Annotated in this window: 16 protein-coding genes and 4 tRNA genes; 8 read left to right on the top strand and 12 right to left on the bottom strand. The window is 61.5% G+C overall.

Translation table 11 applies throughout. From position 1 onward, the window contains the following. Positions 1 to 176: 176 nt before the first annotated feature. The gene (locus tag CWE01_RS12955) at positions 177 to 560 is read left to right on the top strand and encodes an Ig-like domain-containing protein (RefSeq protein WP_100940907.1); all 384 of its coding nucleotides are present in this window, start codon (positions 177 to 179) and stop codon (positions 558 to 560) included. 337 nt (positions 561 to 897) lie between these two features. Here the strand turns inward: CWE01_RS12955 and CWE01_RS12960 are convergent, their stop codons facing one another. Next, entirely contained in the window at positions 898 to 1,860 is a 963-nt protein-coding gene (locus tag CWE01_RS12960; protein WP_100940908.1) for an NAD(P)H-quinone oxidoreductase, read from the bottom strand. Between the two features lie 183 nt (positions 1,861 to 2,043). Here CWE01_RS12960 and CWE01_RS12965 point away from each other — a divergent pair, with 183 nt between their 5' ends. Both CWE01_RS12965 and CWE01_RS12970 read left to right on the top strand, forming a co-directional pair. Further along, positions 2,044 to 4,128 carry a carboxy terminal-processing peptidase gene (locus CWE01_RS12965; RefSeq protein ID WP_177144267.1) on the top strand — a complete coding sequence of 695 codons (2,085 nt, stop codon included), beginning with the start codon at positions 2,044 to 2,046 and terminating at the stop codon, positions 4,126 to 4,128. 135 nt (positions 4,129 to 4,263) lie between these two features. Then, a complete protein-coding gene (locus tag CWE01_RS12970; protein WP_100940910.1) occupies positions 4,264 to 6,081 on the top strand; it encodes a bifunctional diguanylate cyclase/phosphodiesterase in 1,818 nt (605 codons plus the stop codon). Between the two features lie 11 nt (positions 6,082 to 6,092). Here the strand turns inward: CWE01_RS12970 and CWE01_RS12975 are convergent, their stop codons facing one another. The 4 genes from CWE01_RS12975 to CWE01_RS12990 form a co-directional block, all read right to left on the bottom strand. Continuing rightward, positions 6,093 to 6,464 carry a hypothetical protein gene (locus CWE01_RS12975; protein ID WP_040065236.1) on the bottom strand — a complete coding sequence of 124 codons (372 nt, stop codon included), beginning with the start codon at positions 6,462 to 6,464 and terminating at the stop codon, positions 6,093 to 6,095. Then, positions 6,461 to 6,802 (bottom strand): helix-turn-helix transcriptional regulator, encoded by a 342-nt coding sequence (locus tag CWE01_RS12980; RefSeq protein ID WP_100940911.1) that lies wholly within the window; start codon positions 6,800 to 6,802, stop codon positions 6,461 to 6,463. The genes CWE01_RS12975 and CWE01_RS12980 overlap by 4 nt, the downstream gene beginning before the upstream one ends. A gap of 112 nt (positions 6,803 to 6,914) precedes the next feature. Beyond that, positions 6,915 to 7,370, bottom strand: coding sequence for a YkvA family protein (locus CWE01_RS12985; RefSeq protein ID WP_100940912.1), 456 nt, complete (start codon positions 7,368 to 7,370; stop codon positions 6,915 to 6,917). Between the two features lie 293 nt (positions 7,371 to 7,663). Then, on the bottom strand, positions 7,664 to 8,380 hold the full coding sequence (locus CWE01_RS12990) for an FKBP-type peptidyl-prolyl cis-trans isomerase (protein ID WP_100940913.1): 717 nt from the start codon (positions 8,378 to 8,380) through the stop codon (positions 7,664 to 7,666). Positions 8,381 to 8,647: 267 nt separating this feature from the next. On the opposite strand from CWE01_RS12990, the gene CWE01_RS12995 reads away from it, so the two are divergent. After that, complete coding sequence (locus tag CWE01_RS12995; RefSeq protein WP_100940980.1) at positions 8,648 to 10,453, top strand: di-heme-cytochrome C peroxidase; 1,806 nt, start codon at positions 8,648 to 8,650, stop codon at positions 10,451 to 10,453. Positions 10,454 to 10,490: 37 nt separating this feature from the next. Continuing rightward, entirely contained in the window at positions 10,491 to 11,627 is a 1,137-nt protein-coding gene (locus tag CWE01_RS13000; RefSeq protein ID WP_100940914.1) for a catalase family protein, read from the top strand. Between the two features lie 78 nt (positions 11,628 to 11,705). Here CWE01_RS13000 and CWE01_RS13005 read toward each other — a convergent pair. The 6 genes from CWE01_RS13005 to CWE01_RS13030 form a co-directional block, all read right to left on the bottom strand. Further along, a tRNA-Asp gene (locus CWE01_RS13005) sits at positions 11,706 to 11,782 on the bottom strand. A 19-nt stretch (positions 11,783 to 11,801) separates the two neighbouring features. After that, positions 11,802 to 11,877, bottom strand: a tRNA-Val gene (locus CWE01_RS13010). 160 nt (positions 11,878 to 12,037) lie between these two features. Continuing rightward, complete coding sequence (locus CWE01_RS13015) at positions 12,038 to 13,327, bottom strand: MFS transporter (RefSeq protein WP_100940915.1); 1,290 nt, start codon at positions 13,325 to 13,327, stop codon at positions 12,038 to 12,040. Between the two features lie 46 nt (positions 13,328 to 13,373). Beyond that, complete coding sequence (locus tag CWE01_RS13020; RefSeq protein WP_100940916.1) at positions 13,374 to 14,513, bottom strand: mandelate racemase/muconate lactonizing enzyme family protein; 1,140 nt, start codon at positions 14,511 to 14,513, stop codon at positions 13,374 to 13,376. Between the two features lie 306 nt (positions 14,514 to 14,819). Beyond that, positions 14,820 to 14,896: transfer RNA gene (locus CWE01_RS13025), tRNA-Asp, on the bottom strand. Positions 14,897 to 14,915: 19 nt separating this feature from the next. Continuing rightward, a tRNA-Val gene (locus CWE01_RS13030) sits at positions 14,916 to 14,991 on the bottom strand. 160 nt (positions 14,992 to 15,151) lie between these two features. Here CWE01_RS13030 and rdgC point away from each other — a divergent pair. The 3 genes from rdgC (at position 15,152) to sugE (ending at position 17,725) form a co-directional block, all read left to right on the top strand. Beyond that, complete coding sequence (gene rdgC, locus CWE01_RS13035) at positions 15,152 to 16,072, top strand: recombination-associated protein RdgC (protein ID WP_100940917.1); 921 nt, start codon at positions 15,152 to 15,154, stop codon at positions 16,070 to 16,072. A gap of 253 nt (positions 16,073 to 16,325) precedes the next feature. Then, positions 16,326 to 17,291: a bile acid:sodium symporter family protein gene (locus tag CWE01_RS13040; RefSeq protein WP_100940918.1), complete on the top strand. Its 966-nt coding sequence runs from the start codon at positions 16,326 to 16,328 to the stop codon at positions 17,289 to 17,291. A 116-nt stretch (positions 17,292 to 17,407) separates the two neighbouring features. Then, positions 17,408 to 17,725 carry a quaternary ammonium compound efflux SMR transporter SugE gene (sugE, locus tag CWE01_RS13045; protein WP_100940919.1) on the top strand — a complete coding sequence of 106 codons (318 nt, stop codon included), beginning with the start codon at positions 17,408 to 17,410 and terminating at the stop codon, positions 17,723 to 17,725. Positions 17,726 to 17,859: 134 nt separating this feature from the next. Here sugE and CWE01_RS13050 read toward each other — a convergent pair whose 3' ends face one another. Continuing rightward, complete coding sequence (locus CWE01_RS13050) at positions 17,860 to 19,737, bottom strand: MFS transporter (protein WP_100940920.1); 1,878 nt, start codon at positions 19,735 to 19,737, stop codon at positions 17,860 to 17,862. Positions 19,738 to 19,747 lie beyond the last annotated feature (10 nt).

Genomic DNA, 19,747 nt, shown 5'->3' on the forward strand with positions numbered 1-19,747 from the left:
GATCGACCTTGAGCTGACCGTTGTGGCAGTCTGCCCTTCGGACAAACGGCCTCCGTTTACCCCCTCGAACTGTCAGTTCTGACAGTAGACACACCTCGCGCCAGGCCTCTTTAATAACGCCATGTCCGCCTCTATCGCCGTATTGGCTGCCCCTCTCAAACCCAGAGGTGTCTTCCATGAACCGGCGACGTCCCAGCCACTTTCTCTTCAGTAGCCATCCATTGAACCTGAAGCGGCTCTTGCTGGCCTCGATGGTGTTGATCATCTGGGGCTGTACCGCCCAGCAGGCCGGGTGGCCCCGCCTTCGCGACTCGGTCGGCAATGCCGCCACCCGGCTGCCCAGTGGCGGTCCCCCCCCCTACCGGTACGTGTCGAGCGCACCGGCCGTGGTCTCGGTAAATGCAGCGGGCAAGGTGGTCGGCGAGCGGACCGGCAGCGCCACCATCACCGTCTATGATGTCAGCAACACATCGGTGTCATACCCGGTGCTGGTGGGCAATGTCTTTCTGTTGGGCATACAATCCTACCCCTTTGCAGACGTGCACGCCGCCAACGCCTGAGTCGCCAGTCAGGGGAGCCACTCACCCGGCCTGGCAGGGGCAACGGATCTGGCCCACTCATTCGGGCTCCCCCTGCCTCCCGGCACGATCGGCGCGCAGAACTACTGGCTTCTGACCACTGAAGGTTGCCCGGCCGGCATGTCCCTGTATTACGCGTATCAGACGGCTAACTACGGTTGTGGCTATAACGTCAGTGCCGGCCTGGGTGCCCTGTACATGATCAGATACTGAATGTGAAGGTGAAGGTGAAGGTGATAGACCCAAGCGTGCCGACGGCAACCGTGAGCGCAACACCGCGCTCACTGCGTTGGACCCCGCTGAAAAGCCGTATCAGGGCTCAGGACAGCCCTTTATCGATCGCCAGCACCAACTTCCCCGCCACCTGGTTGCTCGCCAGCGCTTCAAACGCCGCCTCGGCATCCTTGATCGGGAAGGTCTTGGCCAACTGCGGGCTCAAGCGCTTCTCGGCAAACAACGGCCAGACATGCTCACCGAGGTCGCGCAACAGATCGGCCTTGAACTGATCGCTACGGCTGCGCAAGGTCGAACCGAGCAACTGGATGCGCTTGGCGAGGATCTTCGCCAGGTCCAACTGGGTTTCGCGCCCGCCCATGAGGCCGATCAGCACCCACCGCCCGTCGCCTGACAAAAGTTTCACGTTGAGCGCGGCGTAGTTCGCACCCACCGGATCGAGGATCACATCAAAGGGACCGAAGTCGCTCAACCCCTCGATATCGTCCCCCCGGACCACCCCGCCCTGGGCCCCCAGCGCCTCGCAATAGGCCAGCCGATCCGCCGAACCGACACTCACCCAGCAGGGGTTGCCGAAGGCCTTGCAGAGCTGGATCGCCGCCGAACCGACGCCACTGGCACCGGCGTGCAGCAGCACTTTTTCACCGGGCTTGAGGGCCGCCAGCTGGAACAGGTTCAGCCAGGCCGTGGCATAGACCTCAGGCAGCGCGGCCGCCTCCAGCAGGCTCAGGCCTTCCGGCACCGGCAGCACATGACGCCCGTCGACCACCACTTCCTCGGCCATGCCGCCGCCGGCCAGCAGCGCGCAGACCCGGTCGCCGACCTGCCAGGACGCCCCCGGCCCGACTTCGCTGATCACCCCGGAACACTCCAGGCCCAGCACATGGCTGGCGCCGGGCGGTGGCGGATAGAGCCCGGCCTTCTGTAATAAATCAGCGCGATTGAGCCCCGCCGCCGCCACGCGAATGCGGACTTGTCCCATATCACAGGCCGGACTTGGCGCTTCAACCCACTCCACTTGACCTTCGACGCCTTGCAATGCTTTCACGGTGCCTCCATAGTGAGTCTGGACTGGGCCCGGAGCTATAGCACCGGGCTTTTTTGCATTATGCGACCGGCCCGAGGGTCGTACGAAAACTCGCCAACGCAGTTTTGGTACAGCACTCCGCGGAACCGGCGACTTTAAAGACGGCCTAATATGCGTTATCAATTGCCCCCGCGTCGACTCAGCATGAAGCATCTGTTCCCCAGCACCGCACTCGCTCTTTTCATTGGCCTTGGCATTTCCACGTTCTCGGCCAATACGTTCGCAGCCAATAGCTGGGACAATCTTCAGCCCGACCATGACGAGGTGATTGCCAGCCTGAATGTCGTCGAGTTGCTCAAGCGTAATCACTACAGCAAGCCGCCGCTGGACGACGCTCGCTCGGTGATCATCTACGAGAGCTATCTCAAGCTGCTCGATCCCTCGCGCAGCTATTTCCTGGCCAGCGACATCGCCGAATTCGACAAATGGAAAACCCAATTTGACGACTTCCTCAAGAGCGGCGACCTGAATGCCGGGTTCACCATCTACAAGCGCTACCTGGACCGGGTCAAATCGCGTCTGGACTTCACCATTGCCGAGCTGAACAAAGGCGTGGACAAGATGGACTTCACCACCCAGGAAACCTTGCTGATCGATCGCAAGGACGCTCCGTGGCTGAAGACCACCGCCGAGCTCGACGACCTGTGGCGCAAACGCGTCAAGGACGAAGTGCTGCGCCTGAAGATCGCCGGCAAGGATCCCAAGGCGATCCAGGACCTGCTGGTCAAGCGCTACAAGAATCAGCTGGCGCGCCTGGACCAGACCCGGGCCGAAGATATCTTCCAGGCCTACATCAACACCTTTGCGATGTCCTACGACCCGCACACCAACTATCTGTCTCCGGATAGCGCGGAAAACTTCGACATCAATATGAGCCTGTCGCTGGAAGGTATCGGCGCCGTGCTGCAGAGCGACAACGACCTGGTCAAGGTGGTGCGCCTGGTGCCGTCGGGCCCGGCGGACAAGACCAAGCAGGTCGCTCCGGCCGACAAGATCATTGGTGTCGCCCAGGGTGACAAAGAGATGGTCGACGTGATCGGCTGGCGCCTGGACGAAGTGGTCAAGCTGATCCGCGGACCGAAAGGTTCGGTGGTGCGCCTGGAAGTGATTCCGGCCAGCAACGCGCCGAACGACCAGACCAGCAAGATCGTTTCCATCACCCGCGAATCGGTGAAACTGGAAGACCAGGCGGCGAGCAAGTCGATCCTGCACCTCAAGCAGGATGGCAAGGAATACAAGCTCGGGGTGATCGATATCCCGGCCTTCTACCTGGACTTCAAGGCGTTCCGCGCTGGCGATCCGGACTACAAGAGCACCACCCGCGACGTGAAGAAACTGCTCGGCGAGTTGCAGAAGGAAGGCGTCGACGGCGTGGTCATCGACCTGCGCAACAACGGCGGCGGTTCCCTGCAGGAAGCCACCGAGCTGACCAGCCTGTTTATCGACAAAGGTCCGACCGTGCTGGTGCGTAACGCCGAAGGCAAGGTCGACGTGCTCGAAGACGAAAGCCCGGGCGCCTTCTACAAAGGCCCGTTGGCATTGCTGGTCAACCGCTTGTCCGCTTCGGCTTCGGAGATTTTCGCCGGCGCCATGCAGGACTACCATCGCGCGCTGATCGTCGGTGGCCAGACCTTCGGCAAAGGCACCGTGCAAACCATCCAGCCGCTCAACCATGGCGAGCTGAAACTGACGCTGGCGAAGTTCTACCGGGTTTCCGGGCAGAGCACCCAGCACCAGGGCGTACTGCCGGATGTGGATTTCCCGTCGATCATCGACACCAAGGAAATCGGCGAAAGCGCGCTGCCGGAAGCCATGCCGTGGGACACCATCCGGCCTTCGATCAAGCCGGCGGTGGATCCGTTCAAGCCATTCCTGGCCCAGCTCAAGGCTGACCACGAGGCGCGTGCGTCGAAGGATGCGGAGTTCATCTTCATTCGCGACAAGCTGGCCCTGGCCGAGAAGCTGATGAAGGAAAAAACCGTGAGCCTGAACGAGGCCGAGCGTCGTGCCCAGCGCACCGACATCGACGCCAAGCAGCTGGCCATGGAGAACGCCCGTCGCAAAGCCAAGGGCGAAGAGCCGCTCAAGGAACTGAAGAAGGAAGACGAGGACGCCTTGCCGCCAGATCCGGACAAGAAAACCAAGCCGGAAGACGACGCCTACCTGAGCGAAACCGGGCGTATTCTGCTGGACTACCTGCGTTTGAACACGGCGGTGGCGAAACATTGAAAGATGATGGCAATTTAATGTGAGGGCGCTTCTGAGCGTCATCAAATAGTCATCATTCTGTCGTGAAATAAAGGACTGGGCATGGCTCTTGTGAAAGAGTCGGGCCCGGTCCTTTTTTTATCGACCGAGACAGCCATGACCATGACCGAACAGCTGAACGCCCTGAGTTCAATCCTGGCTCAGAATGGTCTGCACAGCTTGTTCCAACCGATCATCTCGCTGTCCGAACGACGGATCATCGGTTATGAGGCACTCAGCCGGGGCCCGTCCAACAGCCCGCTGCACTCGCCCATCAACCTGTTCGCCGTGGCCCGCCAGGCCGGTCGCCTCAGCGAACTGGAAATGCTCTGCCGCCTCAGTGCCTGCCGACGCTTCAGCGATCAGAAACTGCCGGGCAAACTCTTTCTCAATGTCTCGCCGGAATCCCTGCTGGAACCGACCCACCAGCCCGGGCGCACGCTGAAGTTGTTGCAGGACTTCGGCATCGACCCGAGCAACGTGGTGATCGAGCTCACCGAGCAGACCCCGACCGACGATTTCCAACTGCTGCAAAATGCCTTGCATCACTATCGCGCCATGGGCTTCTCCATCGCCCTGGACGATCTGGGGGCCGGCTATTCGAGCTTGCGCCTGTGGTCGGAGCTGCGCCCGGACTATGTGAAGATCGACCGGCACTTTATCGACGGCATTCATCAGGACGGGCTCAAGCGCGAGTTCGTCGGTTCCATCCTGCAAATCGCCAAGGCTTCGCGGGCCCTGGTGATCGCCGAAGGCATCGAGCTGCCGGAGGAACTGGCGGTGCTCACCGAGATGGGTGTCGACCTGGTCCAGGGTTATCTGCTCTGCCGGCCCCAGGAACAGCCGCCGCAGGAAGCGCGCACGCTGCTGCCCAAGCTCGAGCCCACCTCGATGGCCCTCAACGAAGAGGCCAGCGACCTCGGCGCCCTGCTCAGCGTGCAACCGGCGGTGGCCCTGAGCACGCCCACGGCAGACGTGCTGGAAGCCTTCCGGCGCCAGGCCAACCTCAACTCCGTGGCGGTGCTGGACGAACACAATCACCCGTGCGGTATCGTCCACCGGCATTCGCTCTCGGAGGCCCTGCTCAAGCCCTTCGCCACCGAGCTGTTCGCCCGCAAGCCGATCAGCCGGCTGATGAGCAACGACTTCCTGGCGGTGGAGTTGAGCCAATCCTTGCAGCAGGTCAGTCGCCTGCTCACCAGCCGCGCGCGGCAGCGTATCGAGGAAGACTTCATCATTACCCAGCAGGGCCGGTACCTGGGCCTGGGGCGGGTCATCGATGTGCTGAAACTGATTACCGAACTGAAGATCCAGCAAGCCCGCCATGCCAATCCGCTGACCCTGTTGCCGGGCAACGTGCCGATCCAGCAATGCCTGACGCGGCTGCTGCAACAGGCGCGGGAATCGGTGATCTGCTATGTGGATATCGACAGCTTCAAGCCATTCAACGATATCTACGGCTACGGTCGTGGGGATGAGGTGCTGTTGTGCCTGGCGCAATGTTTGAACGAGCGCGTCGACCCGAGCCGGGATTTCGTCGGGCATATCGGCGGCGATGATTTCCTGCTGGTACTGGGCGAGGAGGATTGGCGCAAACGTTTGAATCAGTTGCTGGATGATTTCCAGAACCAGTGTCGGCGCTTCTACCGCGCCGAGCACCTGGAGGCCGGTTGCTTCATCGCCTCGAACCGCCAGGGCCAGCGCCAGGAGTTCCCGCTGTTGTCACTGTCCATCGGCGTGGTGCACCTGAAACCCGAATCCTGTGGGCGGCTGGATGCCCCCCAGTTGGCCGAGCTGGCCTCCCAGGCCAAGCATCACGCGAAGAATGTGCCGGGTTACAGCATTCATGTGATCGACAGCGAGACGATCATTGCTGCGGCGGCTGACAGCGCCCTACCCGAAGCGGACGCCGCGCCGGCCTGGGCCAAGCCCTAGTCGACGAGGCCTCAGGCCTCGGCCGACTCCGGATAGTCGTACTCGAACACCCGCACCACTTCCGAAGCATGCCAGGACGCCGCGGCCACGCCGTCGGACGGGCCGGAAAAACGCCCCAGACGCTCGACACACTCGAAGAAACCGGTGCGCGGCAAGCGGCTCGCGCCCTGGCTGATCACCAGTGAACTGCGCAGCGGTTGTTCGGCCTTGGCATCCAGGGCCGCCAGGTGCTCCAGGGCCGCTGTCAGGGTTTGCATGGCCGGGCTGGGCAACTGCAAACGCTCCAGCAAGGCACGATAGGTCAATAGATGCCGCTGGCGGCGCGCCTGGTCGAGTTCGCCCAGCAGCCCGTCCCAATGCTGACGACTGATGCGCACGCTCACGATGCATCCCTCCAGCCCGCCACACCCAATTCCCAGGCCAGGCTGCGACGAATCGCGGCGTCAGGCTCGCGCTCTCCGCTTTCGATCAGCCCCAGGTACGAAGGGCTGATGCCCACCGTACGCGCCAGGGTCTCCACCGCCAGGCCCTTGGCTTCGCGCAGGCTGCGCAACTGCTCGAAGGCCGGCAAGGTGTCAGCCGGCGGCACCGGGCTTGCTGGGGGAGATTGAGGAGGTTGCTGGCTGCTCAAACCGGCAGCCTGGAGTAACGTTTGATACTGAGCCCAGGGTAGAACCGCATATTCCGGTTCTCCGTCACGTGTAATTACTTGAAGATCCATCACCACACCCCGTAGGACTTTTACACATAGCGAGTCGGCGCTTTCCTTGTAGCTTAATCTTAACAGCCACCAAGGTCGCTAGGGGTGTGTTCTTCAAGGGAACGGATCCAGATCAATCCTTTTCGTGACGTTCCAGCTGCAACTGCTCGGGGGTGTCCGGCAAATGCTCGATGGCCCTGAGCTGCTCGGGCGCCTGGAGTTCGAGCCAGTGGCGGAAAGCCGTCAGCTCCTGGTCCAGGGTATTCATCACCCAGGCCAGGACCGCAATGTCGTCGAGCATGCCGAACACGGGGATAAAATCGGGGATGGCGTCAATCGGGCTGAGGAAGTACATCAAGCCCGCCACCACGGTGACCATCGACTTGACGCTGATGGCCCGGTACTCGCCGCGCCAGTAGGCCAGGCACAGGACCTGCAGCAGCTTCAGGTCCTCCCTGAGCTTGCCCAACCGGCCGCCCTGGTGCGTGCTCTTGCTCGCCACGGCGAACAACAGGCTGGGCAGACGGCCGCGCAGCAGCACACGTTGGGCCTTGGGCAGGAAGCGCGTGAAACTCCAGGGTGCTTTCATCATCACTCCAATCGACAGCGACGCCAGGTTATCCACACAAATTGTGGATAACCTTGTGAACAGAGCCACTTTTCAACGCTGGAAGCCCCGCTTTACAAGGGCCCAGCTCAGATCGGGCGTTTTTTACTCACCGAAAAAAAGCCATTATTTCATTGACTTGGCATCAGTCTACGATTAGGCCTGTTAGCTGAATATTAAGACTATACCGACCTATAGATGTTCGTTTTCTTACAGCCTGTATATCCCAGATACGACAACGCCCCGAAAACGGGGCGTTGTCACGAGCCGGCGCCTTATTTGGCGGCGGCGTCTTCCTTGGCAGGATCCTTGATGGCCAGCAGTTCCAGGTCGAAGACCAGGACCGAGTTGGCCGGGATTGCCGGGCTTGGGCTTTGTGCGCCGTAGGCCAGGTCGCTCGGGATGTACAGCTTGTACTTCTCGCCGACGTGCATCAGTTGCAGGCCTTCGACCCAACCTGGAATCACGCCGCTGACCGGCAGGTCAATCGGGCTGCCGCGATCCACGGAGCTGTCAAAGGTGGTGCCATTGGTCAGCTTGCCGGTGTAGTGAACGGTCACTACGTCGGTCGGCTTGGGTTGAGGACCGTCGGCTTTCTTGACGACTTCATACTGCAGGCCGGAAGCGGTAGTGACGACACCTGGCTTCTTGGCGTTTTCTTCGAGGAATTTCTTGCCGGCAGTCGCCGACTCTTCGCTCAGCTTGGCCATACGCTCTTCAGCGCGCTTCTGCAGGGCGGCAAAGGCTTCGACCAGTTCGTCATCCTTGAGCTTCTGCGGCTTCTTGCCGACGGCATCTTCGATCCCCTGGGCCACGGCTTTGGAATCCAGGTCATCCATGCCTTCCTGGGCCAGGCTCTTGCCCATGTTCAGGCCGATACCGTAGGAAGCTTTTTGCGCCGGGGTTTTCAGCTCAACGCTGGAATGCGAATCGCAACCCGCAAGTACCAGGCCTACCAGGGCCACCGCCGCCGCCAACCGATGCTGTTTCATGCTATTTCCTTGTTCATGCGCCTAAAGGGCAATCGTATAAAGCCGCGAGCTTATCAGGCCGCCACGACCAATGGCTACCGGCATGAGAGGGGCAAACAGCCAATAAGTTCAGGTGTTTGGGGCATTTTACAAAACCCTGACAGTCTGCTTACGTCTGCACGGACGAGACCGAAGCGCCACGGGCCAGCAGTCACGGCCATCATGGCTACTTGATGCTAGGCAACGGCTCAGGCATAAGAAGGAAACAACTCGACAAGGATGGTGATCTTGCGCATTTTTTACCGTGTATTACTGGCAGCGATTCTCCTGCTTTGCCTCGGCATCGCGGTGATCCTGTACTACGTCGTCAATCCGAAATTGCCGACTTACGTACCGGCCCCCGTGCGCTATCTGGACCAATGGAGCGAGGCCGACCGGCAAACCTACTACTACACACCCCAGGGCACCCAGGTCAAAGGCCTGCGTTACGAGTGGTTCACGGCCCTGGAGTTGCCGTTTTCCGAACAACGCTTTGCAGAACCGGCGTATCTGGCACGCTTCGGTTTCCTGACCGATCCAAAGCGCAAGGCCAGCGCGAACAACCCCGGCAACTTGCCGGTGGGTTTCGCCCGCCATCAGAACCCCGGCAGCAACGAGCAGTACCTGGATATCACCTGCGCGGCCTGCCATACCGGCGAGTTGCGCTACAAAGGCCAGGCGCTGCGGATCGACGGCGGCTCGGCCCAGCATGTGCTGCCCTCCAGCGTACCGACGGTGCGCGGCGGCAGTTTCGGCCAGGCCATGGTGGCGAGCCTCGCCGCTACCTATTACAACCCGTGGAAGTTCAAGCGCTTTGCCCACAAGGTCCTGGGCGATAACTATGACGCCCAGTACGACCAGTTGCGCGGGGACTTCAAGCAGTCCCTGGACATCTTCCTGAAGACGGCCTGGAACGATACCCATCGTGGCCTCTACCCGACCCAGGAAGGCCCGGGCCGTACCGACGCCTTCGGCCGAATCGCCAACGCCAGCTTCGGCGATGCCATTTCCGAGAAAAACTACCGCGTCGCCAACGCCCCCGTGGATTACCCGCAGCTCTGGGATATCTGGACCTTCGACTGGGTGCAGTGGACGGCTTCAGCCCAGCAGCCCATGGCCCGCAATATCGGCGAAGCGCTGGGGGTCGGCGCAACCCTGAATTTCTTCGACACCAATGGCCAGCCCTTGCAAGGTGCCGACCGCTACCCTTCCGGTGTGCGCGTGCGCGACCTGCAGCGGATCGAGGAAACCCTCAAGCACCTGCAACCACCGCACTGGCCGGAGGATCTGTTCGGCAAGGTCGACCTGCCATTGGCCGCCAAGGGCCGCGGACTGTTCGCGGAAAACTGCGCCGGCTGCCATGTGCCGCCGGTGACCGAGGAGAACGGTCGCCCGGTGAAACACCTGGTTTCCATCCCGGTCGCGGCAATCGGCACCGACCCGAACACCGCCAACAATATCGCCGACAATCGCTATGACCTGAGCACGCTGCAATGGAACCCGGCCGAGCTGGCGAAGCTGCCGGTGCAGTTGCACCCGACGCCCGAGGCGCCGCTGGACATGACCCAGTTGTCGGTGGCCAAGGGCCTGGCCTATGTCACCGCTTTCGTCGAAGAGCGTGCCTATCGCGAAGCCAAGGTGACGCCCGAAGAGCGCCCGGCCATGGATGGCTTCGGCCTGCCCATCGGCGTGCTCGAACAACGCGCCTACAAGGCCCGGCCGCTGGCCGGCGTATGGGCCACCCCGCCGTTTCTGCACAACGGCTCGGTGCCTTCGCTGTATCAACTGCTCTCGCCCCAGGACGAGCGCGCCAGTAGCTTCTATCGCGGCACCTTCGAATACGATCCGCGTCATCTCGGTTATCGCCAGGAAGCCTTTCCCAATGGCTTCCTGTACGACACCCGGATCAGCGGCAACCACAACAGTGGCCACGAATTCCGCGCCGGCAAGCGTGGCAATGGTGTGATCGGTCGTTTGCTGCAGCCCGAGGAACGCTGGGCCCTGCTCGAATACCTGAAAGTCCTCGGCGGCCCACTGGAGTCGCAACTGCCATGACCCCTCCCCTTCGCGTTCACGTTAAAAGGATGTCTACATGCTGACCCGACTCTGGCTGCGCCTCGGCGCCTTTCTGGGCAAGAGCCTGCTGATCCTGATCGGCCTCGGGCTGGTCGGCTGGGCCCTGGCCAGCGGCTGGTACGCCTGGCGCCATAGCGGCCCGGTGTCCGCCGAGGAACAGATTCCGCCCGGCGAATCGGCCATGACCCAGGACATCATCCAGACCGCGGTGCGCATCGTCGACCAGCACCGCGAGGGCACCCGCTACCTGCGCGATGCCCATGCCAAGGCCCATGGCTGCGTGAAGGCCGAGGTTCAGGTGCCGAGTGATCTGAGCAGCGATCTGCGCCAGGGTGTGTTTGCCGAGCCGGGCAAGACCTGGCAGGCGCTGATACGCCTGTCCAATGGCAACGCCTATCCCCAGTTCGACAGTATTCGTGATGCCCGCGGCATGGCGCTGAAGCTGCTCGATGTACCGGGCAAGCAATTGCTGCCGGGGCAACAGGGGCGCAACGAGCAGGATTTCGTGATGTTCAGTCATCCGAACTTCTTCGTCAGCGATGTCGCCGAGTACCAGCAGAACATCGGGGCCCAGGCGGACGGCAAGCAGGTGCTGGCGTTTTTCCCGAGCTGGAACCCGACCACCTGGCAGGTACGCCATCTGTTTATCGCCCTGGCGACCTTGGCACCGGCGCCGATCAGTCCGACGCAGACCACTTACTTTTCGGTCTCGCCCTACAAGTTCGGCAATGACAACGCCAAGTTCCGTGTAGCCCCTGACCCGCAGAGCTGCCCGGAATATGCCTTGCCGAAACAGAATGAGGACCTGCCGAACTTCCTTCGTAGCGCCCTGACCCAACAGTTATCCACAGACCGTGTCCCGGCCTGTTTCGTCTTGCAGATCCAGCGGCAGAATGCGCACCTGTATATGCCGATCGAAGACACCAGCATTGAATGGAAGGAGAGTGATGCGCCGTTCCAGACGGTGGCGCGGATCCGGATTCCGGCCCAGGATTTCGATACGCTGGAACAGAATATCGCCTGTGACAACCAGTCGTTCAGCCCTTGGCACGGTCTTGAGGCGCACCGGCCGATTGGTGGGATCAACCGGTTGCGCAAGGCGGTGTATGACGCGGTCAGCGATTACCGGCATAGCCGCAACGCCGAGCAATAAACCCCAGACGACAAAAAGCCCGCACAAGGCGGGCTTTCTGTGATGACCTGGCGTTCAGTGGTCCAGATCATTTGAAGATGGCGCAGCGGACGGGACTCGAACCCGCGACCCCCGGCGTGACAGGCCGGTATTCTAACCGACTGAACTACCGCTGCGCGTAGCGTTGAAGCGAAATGGTGGGTGATGACGGGATCGAACCGCCGACCCTCTGCTTGTAAGGCAGATGCTCTCCCAGCTGAGCTAATCACCCTTTCGTTTCGGTGCGGGCGCATTATGCCACAAAAAATCCATAACGCACTGATTTAGATAATCTTTTTTCAGCACTTGGATTTCTTGAAGCTCAGCCCGCAAAAAAACCGGGCCAGAGGGGCGAAACACAGCCGCCCGACTCTGGCCGCCAATGGCCTATTTCAATGCGACCGAAGGGCGGTGCCCTGGCTTCCGGCAGCCGGGGCATGCCCGCGTACCGCCAGGATGACCACCAGCATCCCCAACCCGCAGACCCCGGCGGTGATCACGAACGCGACGTTGTAACCTCCGCCGTACTGCACCACCAGACCGGTCAAAGACGGCGCAATGATGCCGGCAAGGTTGGCCAGCAAATGAACGAAACCACCGGTGCCACCGACACGATTCTTCGGCACGATGTCCTGAATCAGCCCCCAGCAGATCTGTGGTGTGACGAACAGGAAAACACTCGACACCGTGATGCAGGCCACCGCCATGCTCAACGACGACACCTGGGTGGTGATCATCACGCAAGTGGCCGCGACCCCAAGGCCGACGATCAGCACGCACTTGCGCGCCAGGATCACATTACCCAGCTTCCTGGCCAATGCATCGGTGACAAAACCGCCGCCCAGAAAGCCCAACGCCGCTCCCAACCACGGGATCACGGCGATGATGCTCATGCTCTTGATATCCAGGTGCTGAAAGTCCATCAGGTAGCTGGGTAGCCAGGTCAGGAAGAAATACAGCACATAGTTGAAGCAGAAAAACGCGGTCGCGACAGCCAGCACCGGAGCGGAAAAAATGTAGCTGACCAGGCTGCGGCCTTCCTGCACACCTTCGACCAGCACCTCGGCACGGCTGACACGAATCAACTCGCGCTCGGCCTCGGACACCTTCGGGTGCTGCTCGGGCGTGTCCTTGAAGATCAACAGCCAGGCCAGCAGCCACAGCGCACCCAGCAAGGCGATCACCACAAACGACACCCGCCAGCCATAATTCAGCGCCACCAGGCCGACGATCGGCCCCGCCACGGCCGCACCCAGGGGCTGGCCGCAGTTGGTGAAGCCCAACGCCCGCCCAGCCTCTTCCCGAGGAAACCAGTTAGTGATCGCCTTGTTGGTGGTGGTGCCCATCGGCCCCTCGCCCATGCCGAACAACACCCGGAAAATCAGCAGGTGGACGTACCCGGTAATGATCGCGGTCAAACCGCAAAACAGCGACCAGACACCCGCCGCCCAGGCAAAGACCTTTTTCGGACCATAGGTATCGGCAGCCCAGCCGCCGACAAAGCACAGGGCGCAGTAGCCGATGAAAAAGCTGCTGAAGATAAAGCCCATCTGGGCATCGTCGATGTGCAGTTCGGTTTTCAACAACGGCGCCACCACCGACAGTGCGGCGCGATCCAGGTAGTTGAGCATGCCGGCAAAAAACAGCAGCCCGGCGATTTTCCAGCGGTAGTTGTCTTTCATTTTTTATGGCCTTTATTATTTTTAGAGAGTGACAGCCTGTGGTGGCTCAACTGATCAGCGCATGGTCCGTGCAATAGCTGCGCAACACCTCGACATCGGGCACAAAACCAAGGCCAGGCACGTCGGGCAGGCTCATGCGGGGTTTGAAGGCGAGTTCGGGATACAGCAGGCGCTCGAACTCGATAAAGGGGACTTCCAGTGCCACGTCCGCCGGTAACAAGGTGCACAGGTGGGCGACGGCGAGCAGCCCCGGGCCGAAGTAGAAGCAATGGGGCACGACGCGGACAGCGTGCTCACGAGCAATGGCGAAAACCTCCAGCATCGCGCTGATGCCCCCGACCTTGGCGACGCTGGGTTGCAGGACATCGACCGCACCCTGCTCGACCAAGGCGCGAATACCCTTCACCCCAGCGGCGTTTTCACCGGCGGAAATCGCCACGCCATGACCACGCACCCGGGCCAGGCCATTGATATCGTCGGGCGGCCAGACGGGCTCCTCCAGCCAACCGAGGTCAAGCTCGCGCAACTGTTCAGCCATGTCGCACGCCTGGGCAACGGTCCATGGGCAATTGACATCGACCATCAACTCGCCGACCGACACCGGCAGCGCCGCACGGGCCGCCGCAATGGCCGCACAGGTGGTTTCATGCAGCTTGATCTTGCGAAAGCCCTGCTGGCGGGCGCGGTTGACCTGGGCAAACACCTCGTCGGGATCGCCGCCATAACTGACCAGGCTGGCATACAACTCAAGCTCGCGCAGCGTGCCACCCAGCAGCTGGAACAACGGCTGGCCGGCCACTTGTGCGGCCAGGTCCCACAAGGCGATGTCGATACCGGACAAGGCATACACCATCGGCCCGGTCGAGCCGAAACCATGCAGGGCGCGACGTGCGACTTCCAGGGTCTGGGCGCGGTCGGCCAGCGCGGTGCCGATGAACATGGGCGCCACTACGTCAGTCAACGCCTTGAAGGTCACCGGATTGGAACCGTGGCCAAACGCCTCGCCCCAACCGCTCAGGCCCGTGTCGGTGGTGACCTTGAGCATCAGGCTTTCCATACGCCGATGTCGGGGCGATGCGGCATTGAAGGCATCGTCGTCCTTGGCCGGCCCGAGGTTCTTGCGCTCGGGGGTGCCCGCGGAAAACGGGATGCTCAGGCGGATGATCTCGATACTGCGAATAATCACAGGCAGGTCTCCCAACGCTTTTTTTGGTTTTATAAACTGACGAGGAGCAGTGTTACGTTATCGTACAACATCATTGAGAGAGGAAGGAATGAATCGTGTGGATTATCCGAACAACGGAGTCGGGAATGCCGGCCTGGGAACGGCGCAACATTGATCGCTGGGGAATCGAGGGCTGAGGCCGGCTTGAATGCGTAGGTGAAAACCGCGGCGGGCGCTGGATCCGAAGGGAATTCGGAAAACAAAAAAGCCCGCACAAGGCGGGCTTTCTGTGATGACCTGGCTTTCAGTGGTCCAGATCATCGAATATGGCGCAGCGGACGGGACTCGAACCCGCGACCCCCGGCGTGACAGGCCGGTATTCTAACCGACTGAACTACCGCTGCGCGTAACACTGATATCGAATGGTGGGTGATGACGGGATCGAACCGCCGACCCTCTGCTTGTAAGGCAGATGCTCTCCCGGCTGAGCTAATCACCCTTCGCTTTCGGTGTGGCGCGCATTCTACGGAGCACCCCACACTCTGGCAAGCACTTTTTTTAATATTTTTCTCAGGGCTTCCAAAGACTTAGCAGAGGGTTGGCCTATCGGGCCATGAAGAGAATAATGCCCACCTTTGTATAAAGGAGAGATGCACCCCATGTGGTTCAAGAACCTGCTTATCTATCGCCTGACCCAAGATCTGCCTTTTGATGCCGAGGCGCTGGAAACCGCACTGGCGACCAAACCGGCCCGCCCCTGTGCAAGCCAGGAGTTGACCACTTACGGTTTCGTCGCGCCCTTCGGCAAAGGCGAAGACGCCCCGCTGGTGCATGTCAGCGGCGACTTCCTGCTGGTGGCCGCGCGCAAGGAAGAACGCATCCTGCCGGGTAGCGTGGTGCGCGATGCACTGAAGGAAAAGGTCGAGGAGATCGAAGCCGAACAGATGCGCAAGGTCTACAAGAAGGAGCGTGACCAGCTCAAGGATGAAATCATCCAGGCGTTCCTGCCCCGTGCGTTTATCCGTCGTTCGTCGACCTTTGCCGCGATTGCGCCGAAACAGGGCCTGATCCTGGTCAACTCGGCCAGCCCGAAACGCGCCGAAGACCTGCTGTCGACCTTGCGTGAAGTGCTCGGCACCCTGCCGGTGCGTCCGCTGACGGTGAAAACCGCGCCAAGCGCGATCATGACCGACTGGGTGAAGACCCAGGTGACCGCGGAGCATTTCTTCGTTCTCGACGAATGCGAGCTGCGTGATACCCATGAAGACGGCGGCATTGTGCGCTGCAAGCGCCAGGACCTGACCGGCGAGGAAATCCAGCTGCACCTGAGCACCGGCAAGGTGGTGACCCAATTGTCCCTGGCCTGGCAGGACAAGTTGTCCTTCGTGCTCGACGACAAGATGGTGGTCAAGCGCCTGAAGTTCGAAGACCTGCTGCAGGATCAGGCCGAACAGGACGGCGGCGAAGAAGCCCTGGGCCAGCTGGATGCCAGCTTCACCTTGATGATGCTGACCTTCGGCGAGTTCCTGCCGCAGCTGTTCGAGGCCCTGGGTGGCGAGGAAATGCCGCAGGGTATCTGATGCCGAGCGCGGTCCCTGTGCAGGAGCCGGCTTGCTGGCGATGGGGGCCTAGAGGTCGCTAAAGGCTTCGCGGGCAAGCCCTGCTCCTACAGTGCGTTGTCAGGCACAGATTTTGTGTACGACACAGACCTGTAGGAGCCTGGCTTGCCAGCGAAGAGGCCCTCAAGATCACCAAAGGCTTCGCAGGCAAGCCCCTCTCCCACAGGCCCCCGCGCTTGTCTGGCCCAACACTGCATATAACAAGGAAACCCCCATGCGCGCTCTGGCCACACTCAGCCGCTTCGTCGGCAATACCTTCGCCTACTGGGTGCTGGTTTTCGCCGTGCTGGCGTTCCTGCAACCCACCTGGTTCATCGCCCTGAAATTCGCCATCGTGCCGCTGCTCGGCCTGGTGATGTTCGGCATGGGCCTGACCCTCAAACTCGACGATTTCGCCGAAGTCGCCCGCCATCCCTGGCGCGTGGCCCTGGGCGTGATCGCCCACTTTATTATCATGCCCGGCGTTGCCTGGCTGCTCTGCCGGATCTTCCAGCTACCGGCGGAAATCGCCGTCGGGGTGATCCTGGTCGGCTGCTGCCCCAGTGGCACCTCCTCCAATGTCATGACCTGGCTGGCCCGCGGCGATCTCGCGCTGTCAGTGGCCATCGCCGCCGTCACCACCCTCCTCGCCCCGCTGCTGACCCCCGCGCTGATCTGGCTGCTGGCCTCGGCCTGGTTGCCGGTTTCGTTCGGCGAGCTGTTCTGGTCGATCCTGCAGGTGGTGTTGCTGCCGATTGTGCTCGGTGTCGTCGCCCAACGCCTGCTGGGGGCGCGGGTCCGCCATGCGGTGGAAGTCCTGCCGCTGGTGTCGGTGGTGAGCATCGTGATCATCGTCGCCGCCGTGGTCGCCGCCAGCCAGGCGAAGATCGCCGAGTCCGGCCTGCTGATCATGGCCGTGGTCATGCTGCACAACAGCTTCGGCTACCTGTTGGGTTACTTCACCGGCCGCCTGTTCAAGCTGCCACTGGCCCAGCGCAAATCCCTGGCACTGGAAGTCGGCATGCAGAACTCGGGGCTGGGCGCCGCGTTGGCCAGCGCGCACTTCTCGCCGCTGGCGGCGGTGCCCAGCGCGTTGTTCAGTGTCTGGCACAATATTTCCGGCGCCCTGCTCTCAACCTGGTTCCGCCGCATGAGCGAAAAGCAGGATCGCGAACAAGCCGCTGACAGTGCCCTGAACTGAAGGAAACTTGATCCCCCGGGCAGGAATGGGCACTATAGTGCGCAGCGCAGGGACGACCTTGCGGCTTGCGCGCGGTATCCATCCGGGGACGACCCCATCCATAGATGGAGGTCTTCATGTCCTGGATCATTCTGTTTTTCGCCGGTCTCTTCGAAGTCGGCTGGGCCGTTGGCCTCAAGTACACCGACGGCTTCAGCCGCCCGCTCCCCACCGCCCTCACCGTCGCGGCCATGGCCGTCAGCCTCGGCCTGCTGGGCCTTGCCATGAAGGAATTGCCGCTGGGCACCGCCTATGCGATCTGGACCGGTGTCGGCGCGGTGGGCACGGTGATCGCCGGGATCATCCTGTTCGGTGAGTCCATGGCGTTGTTTCGACTGGCGAGTGTGGGCTTGATCATCGCGGGATTGATCGGCCTGAAAGTCTCGGCCGCCTGACGCGCGCCCTGTAGGAGCCGGCTTGCTGGCGATGGCGTCCGAATGGACGCTGCAAGGCTCAAGGGCCTCATCGCCAGCAAGCCGGCTCCTACAGGGTTTATTTCGCCCGCCAGTTCGGTGGGCGACACCGCCACCTAGCGGTGCACCATCCCCCGCAACTGCAACACCTGCTCACGCAACTGCTCCGGCACCGCCACTTCGGCCCCGACCGGCGTCCCCGCCACCAGGGTCACCCGCGACCACAAGCGCCGGAACAACCCCTTGCTCGGATCACGGCTGAAGAAACTGCCCCACAAACCTTGCAGCGCCAGCGGAATCACAGGCACCGGAGTCTCCTCCAGCACACGGGTCATGCCGCCCTTGAACTCGTTGATCTCACCGTCGGTGGTCAGCTTGCCTTCAGGGAAGATGCACACCAACTCCCCCTCCTTCAGGTACTCGGCGATTTTCCGGAACGCGCGCTCGTAGATCTCCAGATCTTCACTGCGCCCGGCAATCGGAATCGCCCCCGCCGTGCGAAAGATGAAGTTGAGCACCGGCAAGCGGTAGATCTTGTAATACATCACAAACCGGATCGGCCGCCGCACCGCGCCGCCGATCAGCAATGCATCGACAAACGACACATGGTTGCAGACCAGCAAGGCCGCCCCCTCATCGGGAATCAACTCCAGGTTGCGGTGCTCGACGCGGTACATGGAATGGCTGAGCAGCCAGATCATGAAACGCATGCTGAACTCGGGCACGATCTTGAAGATATAGGCGTTGACCGCGATGTTCATCACCGACACCACCAGGAACAACTCGGGGATCGACAGCTTCGCCACGCTCAGCAGCAGGATCGAGACAATCGCCGAGACCACCATGAACAACGCGTTGAGAATGTTGTTCGCGGCAATCACCCGGGCCCGCTCGTTCTCGGCGGTCCGCGACTGGATCAGGGCATACAGCGGCACAATGTAGAAACCGCCGAACACGCCGAGCCCGAGGATATCCACCAGCACCCACCAGGCCTGGTGATAACCGAGGATCGCCAGCCAGTCGTTGGCCTGTACGTTCTGCGGCAGGTTGCCGGAATGCCACCACAACAACAGGCCGAACAGCGTCAGCCCGAACGAGCCGAAGGGCACCAGGCCGATTTCCACCTTGCGCCCCGACAACCGCTCGCAAAGCATGGAGCCGGCGGCGATACCCACGGAAAACACCGTGAGGATCAACGTCACCACGGTTTCATCGCCGTACAACCACTCCTTGGCGTACGCCGGGATCTGCGTCAGATAGATCGCCCCGACGAACCAGAACCAGGAGTTGCCGACAATCGAGCGCGATACCGCGGGCGTCTGCCCCAGGCCCAGGCGCAAGGTGGCCCAGGACTGGCTGAAGATATTCCAGTTCAGCCGCAGTTGCGGGGTCGCCGCCGCCGCCCGGGGAATGCTGCGACTGGCCAGGTAACCGAGCACCGCCACCAGCACAATGGCGCTGGAGACGATGGGCGCGTAGTGCGCCGAAGACATCATCACCCCGGCGCCGATGGTCCCCGCCAGGATCGCCAGGAAGGTGCCCATTTCCACCAGGCCATTGCCACCCACCAGTTCCTCTTCCCGCAGGGCCTGGGGCAGGATCGAGTATTTGACCGGGCCGAACAGCGCCGAGTGGGTGCCCATGGCGAACAGCGTCAGCAGCATCAACGACAGATGATCGAAGACAAAGCCCACGGCGCCCACCGCCATGATCACGATTTCACCCAGCTTGATCACGCGGATCAGCGCGTCCTTGGCGAACTTCTCGCCGAACTGGCCGGCCAGGGCCGAGAACAGGAAGAACGGCAGGATGAACAGCAAGGCACAGAGGTTGACCCAGATGCCGCGATCACCCGTGAGGGCCAGCTTGTAGAGGATGGCGAGGATCAACGACTGCTTGAACAGATTGTCGTTGAACGCACCGAGGGACTGCGTGACGAAGAACGGCAGGAAGCGCCGTGTACGCAGCAGGCTGAACTGTGAGGGGTGACTCATCTTCCCTGTA

Origin of the sequence: Pseudomonas sp. QS1027, from assembly GCF_002814235.1 — a bacterium.
Classification (GTDB): domain Bacteria; phylum Pseudomonadota; class Gammaproteobacteria; order Pseudomonadales; family Pseudomonadaceae; genus Aquipseudomonas.